Origin of the sequence: Niabella pedocola, from assembly GCF_021044425.1 — a bacterium.
GTDB lineage: Bacteria > Bacteroidota > Bacteroidia > Chitinophagales > Chitinophagaceae > Niabella > Niabella pedocola.
Genome location: NZ_JAJNEC010000005.1, coordinates 1,813,044 through 1,826,237 on the forward strand (window position 1 = coordinate 1,813,044; position 13,194 = coordinate 1,826,237).

Genomic DNA, 13,194 nt, shown 5'->3' on the forward strand with positions numbered 1-13,194 from the left:
GGTTTTAATTGGTAAAATTAGCACTACGGCAAAGGAACCGGCATCCCCAAATCGAGTGATGCTCCGCTTATGCGGGCCTCAACCACGCTTGTTGAAAGGAGCCTGCAACAACACCGGTTGACCGCCAGCGGTCAGTACTTATAATAATCCCGCATGCTTTTTATAAAGACTTCTTTTTTCCGCCGAGACACTTCCACTTCATGTCCGTTGGACATCAGTACGCTTCCGCCTTCGCCGCGGATATATTCTTTAATATGTTCGAGGTTAACAAGGAAGGACTTATGCACCCGCACAAAAGAGCTGTCCTCCAGCAGGGTTTCATATTCAAAGATCGGTTTACTGGAACAGAGGGTACCTCCGTTTACCAGGTAAAAGTTGGTATAATTGCTGCTTGCTTCGCAATAAATAATATCAGTGATCTCGATCACTTTAACGCCCCGGAGTGAAGGCACGCACAGTTTCATTTTCTTTACAGCGCCGTTTTGCTGCAGGTTATATAAAAAGGCGCTTAATTGCATGCTTTCGCTCTTATCGGTAATGCGTTTTGCCGCCCGCTGTACCGCTTCGGCGAGCAGCTCATCCTCCACCGGCTTCAGCAGGTAGTCAACAGCGCTGAACCGGAAGGCCTGCATCATATAGCTATTGTGCGCCGTTACAAAAATGATCTCAAACGAAATCCGGTCAAGGCTGCGCAGCAGGTCGAAACCATTTCTGCCCGGCATGGCCACATCTAAAAAAACCAATTGCGGCTGCAGCCGTTTTATTTTTTCAAGGGCAGCATCCACATCCTGGCAACAGGCCAGGATCTCCACCTCCGGGCAATTCAGCTGCAATAATTTTTGAAGGGAAGAAAGTCCCCGGGGCTCATCATCTACAAGCAGGGCGGTAATCGGGTTCATGATCTGTTTATTTGAAGCGGCAGTGATAATTGTACGATCGTACCGGTTCCTCTATGGTTTTCAAGATCCGCTTTGTCGTAAATATGCACACTGCTGCTGAGGTGATACTTTTCGTTGAGCAACCGTATCCGGTTGGTGATATTTTCAATACCAACGGAATGATGCGTTTTACTTCCGTTAATCTTATTTTTCAATGAGTGCCGGATACCGATGCCATCGTCCTCTATAACGCAAAGAAGCTGCTCCCCCTGCTTTTTAAAATCGATCCGGATATCGATGTTTTTGCGGGCAGCCGTGGTGCCATGCCAGAGCGCATTTTCCACAAAGGGCTGAATGAGCATGGAAGGCAACAACACCTCATCCTGGTCCAGGTCATCATCTGCGAGTATACGGCTGGTAAACTCCCCATTCCGGATCTGCTCCATTTCAATATAACGGGTAAGATGATCTATTGTATTGCGAAGGGTAACAAAGGGCCTGCCAGACTGGTCCATCGTTGTGCGGATCAGCCCTGCAAATTTTCCAAGGAAATGCGAAGCTTCTTTGTTTTCGTTGCACAGGATCATTTCCCGTATACTGTTAAGACTGTTAAATACAAAATGCGGATTCATCTGCGCACGCATGGCCATCATTTCTGCTTCCGCGATTTTTTGCTTTAACCCCGCTTCTTTTTTTATTGCCTGTATGCGCCTGCGTATGATGCCGGCTACCACACCCGTTAGTGATAAAGTTACAATGGTAACAAACCACCATCGCTGCCACCAGGGGGTGCGGATGGTAAATGCCATTGAGTGCACCTCACTACTCCATTTTCCATCACTGTTCACCGCTTTGAGCTCAAATATATAATCGCCCGGAGGCAAACTTGTAAAATCGGCCCTGTTGCCGGCAGACAGGGGGCTCCAGGTATCCGTGAGCCCTTTAAGACGGTAACTGAACCGGTTGTTTTTTTCATTGGAAAAATTGGTCACTGCAAACTGAAAGGAGATGAAATTTTCCTGATGCTGAAGCTGCAGCTGGTTACCGGGTAAAACAGAGCGGGAACGGCCGTTTACCACCATACCGGTAACAATGGGCGATGGACTAAAACCATTTAACTTTAATGCCGAAGGCTGAAAATAAGTAATCCCTCCCATGCCGCCAAAGTAAAGGGTACCATCCGTATCCTTGAATGCCGCAGCCGTATTGTATTCCAGGAAGGACAAGCCGTTTGAAATATCATAATGCTGCACAAAATTGTAAGCCGCATCCATTTTATACAATCCAAAATTGGTGCTCACCCAGTAAAAGCCCTCATTGTCTTTCAGAACCGCATAGCATACGCTCGACCGGTTGCTGGTTTGGGGCACCAGGTGCCGTATGACTTTTTGTTGTTTATAATCATAGACGATCACCCCGTCATCGGTGGCCAGCCACAACAGGTTACCGGCTTTAAGCAGATGGCGTACAAATAAGGAAATCACGTTTACCGGCGTTACGGGCTTCATATACTTATCCGGGTAACGGTATTGCAATAGTCCCGCACCTTCGGTGCATATCCATACGGTACTGTCTTCATCTTCATACATGTACCGGGGCGTATAAACCGAGGTTGTCTTCTGCCTGCTCAGATCCACAAGTGCCAGCCGCCGGCTCCAGCGCCCGGTAGCCGGAAGAAACTGCCAAAGCCCGTTTTCAGTAGCTACCAGCATATTGGCTGTACCCTTCAGTTTTAGTAAGGCAACGGTTCTGTTCAGCGCTATCAAACCGCCGTCCTGGTAATATTGAACCGTTCCGGTTTGCGGGTTGTATTCCATGGGACCGGAAACAGTAGCCGCCCATATATGTCCGTCTGTGTTTTCGGTGATACTGTACACCATACTGTTTACCCCGTTGATGGTGGCAGGCTGCGTTACCGGTATTATGGTTCCGGAATAGCGGTTCCATTCCAGTATTCCATAACTCTGTGTACCGATATACAACCGGCCACTCCGGGCTTTATACATTATATACACCGATTTTTCAGGAAGGGCCTTGCCCGGCCAGCCCCGCTCTCCGAGGTATCCGAATTGCTGACGCAGGGGATCATATTTGGCAATACCGCCGCTAAGGCCAAACCAGGTAATCCCCTGCCTGTCTTTATACACTGCCAGTATAAAATCCGTTGCCGGGGCACTGGGGTCGTAGGGATTTTTGGAAATGCGCTGCGCCGTTCCGGTTTTGGTATGATACCTGTAAATGCCCCGGCCCCTGGATCCCGCCCACAGATGTGTATCATCTTCCTCTAAAAAAACATTGATGCCGCCCGGCATTGTTTTTACCAAATGAACGTTTCCGGACTCCAGGGCTCCTGAAATAGCATAGCAGTTTGGCGAAAGGGTACCCACCCAAAGCACATTCTTACTGGAATATAACTGGTTGATTTGTGTGAACGCCGTATTTCCGCACCTTCTTACGATTATATGCCTGTTGCCGGATGGTGTTAAAATATACAGGGAATACAGCAGCGAGACCACGAGCTCACCCCGGTGCAGGGTGATAGCGGTTACGCTTTCCCTGTTAACAGCATCATCAAAATAATACGTACTGGTTTGAGTATGCAGGTTAAGATACAGGAGACCCTTCCGGGGCGTAATAACCCAATATTCACCCCTACCAAAACTGATCACCCTTTTTACAGGCATGGTATCCAGCATGGCCGCAAACGGATATACGGCGGATACCCGCTGCATTACATCGCCTTTCCGGTTGTACAAACACACCCCTTTTGTGGTACCTACCCACAGTAATTTTTCCCGGTCATCAAAAAACAACGAAGAAATATGATTGGAGGGCAGCAGGCGACCAACCGCATTCTGCTTCAGAAATACTCTAAACTCCCGTCCATCGTACCGGTTCAACCCATCCTGGGTGCCAAACCACATAAAACCCAAATCATCCTGGGCAATGCTGTAACAACTGTTTTGTGAGAGGCCCTGTTCAGAAGTATAATTTTCAAAATACCACTGCTGCGCCGCCAGAAGCCCGGTATTATAAAAATAAATCCCTGCCAGCAGCAGCAGACGGATCCCTTTTTTCCGGGCACACATAATGCGGGTACCTATGATTCTTAAAAAATTCAAGCAGGTGACATTTTAGTAACCGGATGTTTCGCCTTTCGTAAAGTTAACAATAGTATCCAACAAAAAACGCTCCGCCACGCGGGCAAACATCCCGGTTTACCGGTAACCCTGCAACCCGTACCTTTTATACAGTAACGGCCTCCGTTTATGTAACGAAGCTTGCTAAAAATAAATCTTCAGCGCCGGACCGTTCTTTCAATCAGTGCCGCCATTGGCTCAATCCCTTTCCCAAAGGGTCTTTCAGCAACTTAGCTTTGGTTTACACAAACGATCATACTCTAACTTAAACGCTTTAAAATGAAAAATAAATTCCTGCCCTTCCTGATACTTCCGGTTGCATTGTTGGCGCATATAACACTTGAGGCACAGATCTCCATATCGGTACGAACGCCCAGGCTTCCCGGAACCCAAAAGGAGAAAACGGCTGCAAACGCATCCGATGATAACCGTTCTTCAAATGAACGCCCCGGTGGTGAAAGCTGGTTTACAGCCATTGGCAGGTTCCGGCAGGGCTATGACCCCGACCGTGTTGTAGCCGATGACCGTGCATTCTTCATTGGCCCTTACCTGGATTGTTATGCAAAAAAACACAACATCGATCGCGATAAGTTAGGGTATGCCAACCGCCGCATCAGCAATACTGATTATGACGTAAAAACCCAGCTCAAGAACGAACTGCCCAAACTGGCGGAACTGGAACGTGAATTTAAACGCATGTTTCCTTCGAGGCCCAACACGGGAAAGGGGTTTGATGAAAACCCGGCCATCTGGGACGATATTCTTACAAACCGTGAGGCCTATTATCAATGTGTGATAGCCGATCTGCCCGATGCAAGCGATTGCAGCCGGCTGAGCGATATTGATAAGGCGCGGGTGGATATTTACAAGGAGAACATGCAGAAAACACTGGAGCAGGCAAAAAGTTTTACTCCCGGAAGAGGTTGGTATGTGCAGGACTTTAACGACGGGTGGAACGAATACCTGAGGGCCGCCATTTCCCCTTCAGAGCGTAACGTCTTCGAAAAAAAATACGGGCACCTGTACGCCTGTCTTTCCGGGCTTTTGGAAGCAATAGCGCAGGCCGCACAAAAAACCTTACCCCTCTATAAACCGGTTGGCTATAATATACATAACGCCGCCGAGGAGCGGCTCCTGCGCAGCGGCGTTACAGACCTGGCCCAGGCAAAAGTGCTGGGCACCGGCTTGATGGAATCGAACTGGCTGATCTCAAAAAACGAGTTTGGTATACCGACAGCACGGTTTAAACATGGGATGATCTATGCCCAGTATCCCAAAACCAATACCGACGATGGGTTTTGCCGGATCATTTATGTAAATATTGTACAGGACTACTCCGGAGGCGGAACCTATGGGGCCAGTCGTGCCAGCTTTATCAAATCCGAACCTGCCGGTTGCTCCGCAGGCAAATGATCCGGCATTTCTAATCCATGAAATTTCGTTTATCTCACCGGAACAGATCAACAGGCGCCATATCCCTCATTCTTAAGAGCCATTTAAAAAACGTTCACATGAAATCGATTTTACTAATAACCGCGTTCCTGCTTTTAAGCCCCGTTACCAATGCTCAAAGCCGGAAAGCAGGCAAGGGTCAGCAGGATTTCCTCGTTGTCACCACCGACACTGCAAAAAGGAAATCCGCTGTTACTGCTACGGGCAGCAAACCGGCAGTTACCAATAGAGCCGTATTGCAAACAACCAACCGCATCAAAAAGAATTAAGCAACCCGGGTTTTATCCCAACAATAAACGATTATGAAATTAGAACTACAACCCAACGAAACCGCAATTGATACCTGGGCCATCAACTATATTGGTCCCAACAACAAAGCTGCAGCCGGCAAACTTACCATTACCAATCAGCGGTTACTGTTCCTGCCGCAGCATGGAGCAGACTCCTTATCCCTGTCTGTTTATAACCGAAAGGGATTGATTGTTCTTGATAAATCCGACATTAAAGATGTAGCGGCCCAAAAAAGCTTCCTGTCGAAAAAGGTACTGGTTACCATGCGGGATGATTCCGTTCATGTATTCAACTACGGGGTTATGAACATCGATAAGCTGGTAACAGCTATTCAAAATAATTGATTCCTCCTTTTACATTTAAAAAAACAACAAATGAGCAACCGTTATCAAAATCCCGGGATACTGCTGGTAATAGCCGTGCTGCTTTTTTCCTGTGCCGATAAAAAACAAACCCCCGAATCCATTGCCGCCCAATGGTGCACACTGAATGGCCAGGTAGCAGTAGCATCCGAAGGTGCCGAAAGAGACAAAGCCCTGGAGGCACGGAAAAGTTTTGAAAAACGTATAGAAGCAAAATACAGGGGAGATTCTGTTATGATGCATGCAATCTTCAAAGCGGTGGAAGCCTGTGAAGATGCCTCCGAGGGCCGTAAGGACAAGGCCGTAACTGACGATGACCCTTCATCGCTTTTGCCTGCAGCCTACAGCAATGCTACAGCCGCCGCTGAAGCCTACTGCACGCTTATTAATCAATCCATTGCCGCAGCCAAAAACAGCAACGATGCCGGTTTAAATAAAATTACAGCCGCCAAAGTATTGTTTGAAAAGAATATGGAAGAAAGCTATAAAGACAATGCGGAAAGACGGGATTCGATCTTTGCCCTGGTAAAACCCTGCATGGAAAAGGAAGTCGCATTCCGCTCCCGGTAGCGGACGGCTATCCTTGCTGAAAACAAATCGCCATGAACTTTAAAACATATGTGGATCTTTCCGGAAGCTGTCCGCATCACCCTGGCAGGCTTATTTCAGGCGGCCTCCGGAGCTGTTACTTTGCGGCGGCAGGCATCTTTTCAGGACGCTTATACAACACAATGCCACATTGTAACACCGCTTTTCTCATGCCTGTTTTTTTAATCCTGTTTAAAATCATAAACTCATGTCAACAAATCTTAAATTAAACGTTCACAGTGTAAAATGCATCGATGAAACCGGTGGCAAATGGAGGGAAAAAATCGGGAATGACGAAATCTATATGGCTGCTTTTACCATGACAGACAACCTGGAACTGGTACGGAAAAATGCCTTTTCTGTTTATGGCGATTTTGATGATGGGGATCAGTTCAATTTTAATCCTCCGAAAACACTCTTAAACATGAATATCGCTTCAGCAGAGAATGGCTCCACTTATGGCGCCGGGATTATTTTGGCCGAAAAAGATAACAACCGAAGCTGGGATAGCCTTTGGGACTTTTTGTACCATTATTCCAGTTCGAATCCAAAGGCAAAGGATCTGCCGGTGGCATTAAGGGTAGGAACACAATTGCTTCACAAAGGCACGCTTGCTTTAAAAAAGTTTGATGAATTTATCGGCTCAGAATTTTCCCGTGCCTACGAAGATGATTTCTTCCCTCCTATGCAGGTTTATACAACATTGTCCGGAAAAGATCATACCTGGAACGGGCAATTCACATCTCCCGTTTTTTCTGCAGAATGCACAGCGCATGATGGTAAATACAGGGTGTATTACAGCTGGGAACTGCTTTAAAAACGCGCAGGAAAATGTTCAACCTCCAAACCCATGGCAACAGGTACCGGCCAGTAGGCTAGGGTAAACAGTTACCGGTACAGCCGCGCGTCCTGTTTTTTATGGCCGCAGATCCCACGTTGCGGGATCTGCGTTAAAAAGTTTGCAGCGCCCCACGGTTCTAATCGAAAAACAAACGGATTGCGGGTAATTTTTCAAGTTCTTACGCCCAAAAATCTGCGAATCTGCGGCTTTTTTTTATTTTAAATCGGAAAACAAATCGCTTCATTAAACAGCAAGTCCTATTTACGGCACTGTTTCAATTAGCACTCCCGGAATGCGTGCCGGATAAAGCACCGGCTATTTTGTAGCATAAAAATCTGTAGCAATTTTTTTGCTAAAAAAAACTTTGTTACAAATTTGACGTATCCTGAAAAAAGACAGAACAGTAAAAATGCACCAGCGATCGCATCAATAAGCTGATATATATACAGCATTCGTACCCTTAGGTTTTATTTACTTATTCTGCGGGAATGGGGCGCTTTCGATCATAGATCCAAAAATGCACCGGTCTTATTATCAGCCCAGCTCCTTTTACATCCACTCGCAGATCATTATTTTTCCCAGTTCACCTGCTCCTTCTTTACATCCCGGGAATTGCCGCCGATCATGATCTCAAACGCGCCGGGCTCCCAGTTGTATTGCAGCTGGCTATTGTAAAATTTCAGGTCCCCGGTGGTGATATCAAATGCAACGGTTTTTGACTCCCCGGCTTTTAGCCAGATCTTCTGAAAGCCCTTCAGTTCTTTCACCGGCCGGCTAACCGATCCTACCAGGTCACGGATATAAAGCTGTACCACTTCGGCCCCATCGTAGGTTCCGCTGTTGGTGATGGTGACCGTTGCTTTTAATGTTTGATTTCCTTTCAGGGATTTATTGCTCAGCTTAAGATCGCTATATGTAAATGCCGAGTATCCTATACCGTATCCAAACGGATACAGCGGATCATTGGAAACATCGAGGTAATTGGAACGGAACTTCTGAAACCATTTACCTTCCGGTAAGGGGCGGCCCGTATTGAGGTGGGCGTAATACAACGGGATCTGTCCTACATTTTGCGGGAAGGACATGGTTAGTTTGCCGGAAGGATTTACATCCCCCAGCAATACATCTGCGATCGCCGCTCCGGCCTCCGAACCGCCAAACCAAACATTGAGGATCGCAGGCATATTCTTCTGCTCCCAGTTCAACGTAAGCGGGCGCCCGGTAAACAATACCAGGATCACCGGCTTGCCGGTTTTCAGCAGCGCTTTTAACAGGTCCTGCTGTATATGCGGAATATTCAAATCCGTTCTGCTGCTGCTTTCGCCGCTGAACTCGGCCGACTCGCCCATGGCGGCAACAATGACATCGGATTCCTTTGCCAGGCGCAGCGCCTCTTCTTTCATGGTTTCGGGGGTACGCGTATCCCGTTCCCGGTTGAGTGTTTTTCCAAACATGGTTGCCCGCTCTTCCAGGTCGGCATCCCCGGTGAGGTTGCAGCCTTTGGCATACCGCAGTTCGGCTTTATTGCCCATTGCCGCCTTTAAACCCGCCAGTACGGAAATGGAACGGTCCTGCACGGTAGCCACGCTCCAGGTGCCCGCCATATTATTGGCAGCATCGGCCAACGGCCCCACCAATGCGATCTTTGCCGTTCTTTTTAACGGCAATACATTTCCTTCATTTTTTAACAGCACAAAACTCTCCGCAGCAATCTGCCTTGCAATGTTGCGATGCTCCGGCGTATAAATCTCGGTTTTTGCGCGTTGTTCATTACAATATTTATACGGATCCGAAAACAATCCCAATTTATATTTGGCCACCAGCACATTGCGGCAGGCCATATTGATTTCTGCCAGCGTGATCTTTTTTTCCTCCAGCGATTTTTTCAGCGTTTTTAAAAATCCTTCGCCTACCATATCCATATCCACACCGGCCTTTAAGGCCAGCGCTGAAACGGCCTGCAGATCGCCCATGCCATGATCGATCATTTCGTTGATACCGGTATAATCCGTTACCACAAAGCCGTTGAAGCCCCATTGTTTCCGCAGCACATCGGTGAGCAGCCAGCGGTTACCGGTGGCCGGAATTCCATCCACCACATTAAAGGAGGCCATCACACTGCCTACGCCGGCATCCACTGCGGCCTTATAAGGCGGAAAATATTCATTGTACATGCGGAGATGACTCATGTCTACCGTATTATAATCCCGGCCGGCCTCTCCAGCACCATACAGGGCATAATGTTTTACGCACGCCATGATATTGGTATTTTTCGAATAATCGCCCTGGTAGCCGGTTACCATCGCTTTTGCGATCTGAGCACCCAGGTAGGGGTCTTCCCCGTTTCCCTCCGAAACCCGCCCCCAACGGGGGTCCCGGGATATGTCTACCATCGGGCTAAAGGTCCAGGAAATACCATCAGCGCTGGCTTCGGTAGCCGCGATCCTTGCAGACTGCTCAATGGACTTCATATTCCAGGTACAGGAAAGCCCCAGGGGAATGGGAAAGGTGGTCTCATAACCATGTATCACATCCATGCCAAACAGCATGGGGATCTTCATACGGCTCTCTTCAACCGCCACTTTCTGGATGGCCTTTATTTTCTCCACTCCCTTGATATTGAACAATCCGCCAACCCTGCCTTCTTTTACATTTTTACCGATATCTGAGTTGGTAGCCGTACCGGTGGTAAACTCTCCCGCGCTGGGTAAATTCAACTGACCGATCTTTTCTTCCAGCGTCATCTTACTCATTAGTGTATTGATGAAGGCATGCATCCGGTCGTTCCCGGATTTTGCAGTTCCTGCCTGCGCAAGCGCTCCGGCAGTAACAACCGTAATAAGCACCAACAGCATGCTTACTGTTTTACACCATGTCCTGCTGTTTTTGTTTTTCTTTATCATGGTCTCAGATTTTTATTATTAAATACCGGTATAAACGCGTAGGCGTCGGATACAGCGGATGCTTCCTTGCAGCGCCTGTTCAAACAGGCCAGTTCCTTTTATTTTTTCAAATAGGGCCGGATGATCTTTTGCCAGATCTGGTACCCACCGGCATTCATATGCAAACTATCACTCAGGAAAATACGCGGCATCGGCTTGCCATTTTCACCCAGCATGGCAGGAAATACATCGATAAAACGTGTATGTTTCCGGGTGGCGATAAATGCCCTGATACCGGCATTGGCCTCCTGTGCCTTGGTGAAATATTTGGCACGGACCGGACTGGGTTTAATCGAAATAAAATCAACCGGCACTTTTTTATTATACCCCCGGATCAAACTGTATAATTGTTTAAAACGGCTAATGGCACTGTCTGCAGGCGTTTGATCGTTTGCCAGGTCATTTTCTCCACAATAGATCACGATCTGCTTTGGCCGGTAAACCGGTACCAGGTCGTTAAAATAATAGATCAGGTCTTTTAGTGTGGATCCGCCAAAACCGCGGTTAATGATCGCATACCCGGGGAAATAATCGCTCACGTCTTTCCATTTGGTAAAGGAAGAACTTCCGATAAACAGGATCGCTTTTTTGGGTGGCGCCTGTTGCCGGTCCAGCTCTTTAAACTGCTGGATATCCTTATAAAACGGAGGTGTTTGCGCCCGTACGCCCGTTACAGACAGCGATAACCATACAAAAAACAAACAAATCTTCTTCATGTTTCTATTTTATTCTTTTCAATTTATATCCTGTTATAAAAAGCGAGCATTTTTTACATAGGAAACTTCGCAGATGTGCACAGACTTTGCGAATTTAATCCACTTTAATGATTTTGCTCCGTTCACTTACGCCATTTTCATTCACGGCCTCAACCTGGTAATAATATACTTTTTCACGATCCATTGCCTTCATCCAGTACTCATTATCTGAATGTACCATCATGCAGGTATATAATTTATCCGGAGCGGTTCCATAATAAATATTGTATGCATAGGCATTATCAACCGGCCGCCATTTGATATACGCGCTGCGTTTATCTTTTTCGGTACGCAGCACTACAAAATCTTTTACGGCTGCGGGTTTGGCCCCATTGCCGTTGCCAAATACCCTTAACCCGCTGATGGCGAATTTACCGGTTGGCATATGTATATTCTCCAGGCGGATAAACCGTGCCTGCACCGGCTTCTCCAGTTCCACATAATCATGCGGTATATCTTTTTTGTTATGGGTTTTATCGACCAGTACCTTCCATTTTTTGCCATCTACGGAATAAGACAGGATATACTGATGAAACTGTCCGTTCACTTTTCCAAGATGATCCGGAGCTGCACCCTGATCGGCATAATTGACCTGGATGGCCTGTACGGCAGATAGATTCCCCAGGTCGGATTGGATCCATTCTCCTTTATCGCCGGTTTTGGCGCTCCAGTAGGTTTTGATCTTTTCATCTACGGCGTTATTGGATGTATAGTTGCCCAGCGTGGAAGATACCTGCACGGGTTTATTATAATTCAGCAACATCCAGCCGGTAAACAGGGACCGCATCGTATCGCCCACTTCTCCGTCGAGTGATGAGGGAAGATAGGTAGGATAATCGCCAAAGGCCGTATTGCAGTAGAGGACACCATCCTTATCAAACCCAGCAGGCCAGATACCGATACGCCGTTCAAATGTATTCTTTACAGAGATGATACCGGTAGAAACATGCCAGTAGTTTTTAAAGTTGTCCTGGAAGGTGGCACCGTGCCCGCCCCCCCTTATAAAACCGCCTACCTTCATGCTATACGGATCCGACTGGGGCGTAAAAGGTCCCAGCGGGCTATCGCCCACCACCACCCCGTCTGCATAGCCGCTGAATTCCGTTCCCGGTGCGCCATACTGTAAATAATATTTTCCATTGTGTTTGGTCATCCATGCTCCCTCAATAAAGGGATCTAAAAAAGTATTGTCCATATACTCGCCAAACCGCTGCCATCCGTACCGCCAGCTTTGCAGCAAATACATTTCCTTACGGGTACCTACCGGCTGAAAGGTTTTCCGGTTCAGTTCAATGCCGTACAACGGATATACATTGCTGCTGCCATTGTACATATAAAACCGGCCGTCATCGTCTGTAAAGAATGCGGGATCCCAGCCGCCGATCTCCAAAGAATCCACCAGCGGCTTCCAGTCATTTTCCTTCGGATTGGTGCTCATCCAGAGCGTAAAGTGCTTGGTATAGGTAGAACCGAATACCAGCATGGTATCTCCAACAACACCCACCGCGGGTGCACAAAGTTCATCATAGGTATTAAGATTCCAGGGCCGCAGAAATTTTTTTGAAACAAAGTTCCAGTTGAGCAGATCCTTACTCCACCAGTAGCCCCATTGATTGGTACTGAAGAGGTAGTAATCGCCTTTATAATTTACGATCACCGGGTCGGCTGTGGCCCGGTGCCGCCCCCATTCACTGAAGTTTGGAATGGGCGTATAGCCATAATCAATATTGATGGGATTGCAATAGGTTTGCTGGGCGGCCGACCATTTTAATGCAAAAAAGACCAGGGATAACAAAATATATTTTTTCATTTATTTTATTATTGAGCGCCGCTACTCTTATAATCAACATATCCGCGGTTCCTGTTTAAACAATAGCTTCTTTTTATTTCCCAATCCATTTAGGGCCGCTGATGCGCAGATGATTACCCGCTCTTATAATCAGCG

General features: G+C 47.3%; 10 protein-coding genes. 5 read left to right on the forward strand and 5 right to left on the reverse strand.

Translation table 11 applies throughout. The features are described 5' to 3' along the window. Positions 1–131: 131 nt before the first annotated feature. Both LQ567_RS15140 and LQ567_RS15145 read right to left on the reverse strand, forming a co-directional pair. Positions 132–899 carry a LytR/AlgR family response regulator transcription factor gene (locus LQ567_RS15140; RefSeq protein WP_231005368.1) on the reverse strand — a complete coding sequence of 256 codons (768 nt, stop codon included), beginning with the start codon at positions 897–899 and terminating at the stop codon, positions 132–134. Further along, complete coding sequence (locus LQ567_RS15145; RefSeq protein WP_231005369.1) at positions 896–4,000, reverse strand: ligand-binding sensor domain-containing protein; 3,105 nt, start codon at positions 3,998–4,000, stop codon at positions 896–898. Before LQ567_RS15145 ends, LQ567_RS15140 begins: the two co-directional genes overlap by 4 nt. Before the next feature lie 297 nt (positions 4,001–4,297). Here LQ567_RS15145 and LQ567_RS15150 point away from each other — a divergent pair, with 297 nt between their 5' ends. The 5 genes from LQ567_RS15150 (at position 4,298) to LQ567_RS15170 (ending at position 7,528) form a co-directional block, all read left to right on the forward strand. Beyond that, positions 4,298–5,431, forward strand: coding sequence for a hypothetical protein (locus tag LQ567_RS15150; protein WP_231005370.1), 1,134 nt, complete (start codon positions 4,298–4,300; stop codon positions 5,429–5,431). Positions 5,432–5,529: 98 nt separating this feature from the next. Beyond that, positions 5,530–5,739 carry a hypothetical protein gene (locus tag LQ567_RS15155; RefSeq protein ID WP_231005371.1) on the forward strand — a complete coding sequence of 70 codons (210 nt, stop codon included), beginning with the start codon at positions 5,530–5,532 and terminating at the stop codon, positions 5,737–5,739. 33 nt (positions 5,740–5,772) lie between these two features. Beyond that, complete coding sequence (locus LQ567_RS15160) at positions 5,773–6,105, forward strand: hypothetical protein (RefSeq protein ID WP_231005372.1); 333 nt, start codon at positions 5,773–5,775, stop codon at positions 6,103–6,105. 30 nt (positions 6,106–6,135) lie between these two features. After that, complete coding sequence (locus LQ567_RS15165; protein ID WP_231005373.1) at positions 6,136–6,693, forward strand: hypothetical protein; 558 nt, start codon at positions 6,136–6,138, stop codon at positions 6,691–6,693. A gap of 226 nt (positions 6,694–6,919) precedes the next feature. Then, the gene (locus LQ567_RS15170) at positions 6,920–7,528 is read left to right on the forward strand and encodes a hypothetical protein (protein WP_231005374.1); all 609 of its coding nucleotides are present in this window, start codon (positions 6,920–6,922) and stop codon (positions 7,526–7,528) included. 593 nt (positions 7,529–8,121) lie between these two features. On the opposite strand, the gene bglX is transcribed toward LQ567_RS15170, so the two are convergent. The 3 genes from bglX to LQ567_RS15185 form a co-directional block, all read right to left on the reverse strand. Continuing rightward, the gene (bglX, locus tag LQ567_RS15175) at positions 8,122–10,455 is read right to left on the reverse strand and encodes a beta-glucosidase BglX (protein WP_231005375.1); all 2,334 of its coding nucleotides are present in this window, start codon (positions 10,453–10,455) and stop codon (positions 8,122–8,124) included. Positions 10,456–10,553: 98 nt separating this feature from the next. Beyond that, positions 10,554–11,210, reverse strand: coding sequence for a GDSL-type esterase/lipase family protein (locus LQ567_RS15180; RefSeq protein ID WP_231005376.1), 657 nt, complete (start codon positions 11,208–11,210; stop codon positions 10,554–10,556). 94 nt (positions 11,211–11,304) lie between these two features. Next, positions 11,305–13,059 carry a family 43 glycosylhydrolase gene (locus LQ567_RS15185; RefSeq protein ID WP_231005377.1) on the reverse strand — a complete coding sequence of 585 codons (1,755 nt, stop codon included), beginning with the start codon at positions 13,057–13,059 and terminating at the stop codon, positions 11,305–11,307. Positions 13,060–13,194: the final 135 nt, after the last annotated feature.

What these genes read in the sequence shown, in the direction of transcription:
- LQ567_RS15180 (WP_231005376.1), bottom strand. Translation starts at nt 11,210, where the DNA reads ATGAAGAAGATTTGTTTGTTTTTTGTATGGTTATCGCTGTCTGTAACG.
- LQ567_RS15150 (WP_231005370.1), top strand. Translation starts at nt 4,298, where the DNA reads ATGAAAAATAAATTCCTGCCCTTCCTGATACTTCCGGTTGCATTGTTG.
- LQ567_RS15155 (WP_231005371.1), top strand. Translation starts at nt 5,530, where the DNA reads ATGAAATCGATTTTACTAATAACCGCGTTCCTGCTTTTAAGCCCCGTT.
- LQ567_RS15185 (WP_231005377.1), bottom strand. Translation starts at nt 13,059, where the DNA reads ATGAAAAAATATATTTTGTTATCCCTGGTCTTTTTTGCATTAAAATGG.
- LQ567_RS15140 (WP_231005368.1), bottom strand. Translation starts at nt 899, where the DNA reads ATGAACCCGATTACCGCCCTGCTTGTAGATGATGAGCCCCGGGGACTT.
- bglX (WP_231005375.1), bottom strand. Translation starts at nt 10,455, where the DNA reads ATGATAAAGAAAAACAAAAACAGCAGGACATGGTGTAAAACAGTAAGC.
- LQ567_RS15160 (WP_231005372.1), top strand. Translation starts at nt 5,773, where the DNA reads ATGAAATTAGAACTACAACCCAACGAAACCGCAATTGATACCTGGGCC.
- LQ567_RS15170 (WP_231005374.1), top strand. Translation starts at nt 6,920, where the DNA reads ATGTCAACAAATCTTAAATTAAACGTTCACAGTGTAAAATGCATCGAT.
- LQ567_RS15165 (WP_231005373.1), top strand. Translation starts at nt 6,136, where the DNA reads ATGAGCAACCGTTATCAAAATCCCGGGATACTGCTGGTAATAGCCGTG.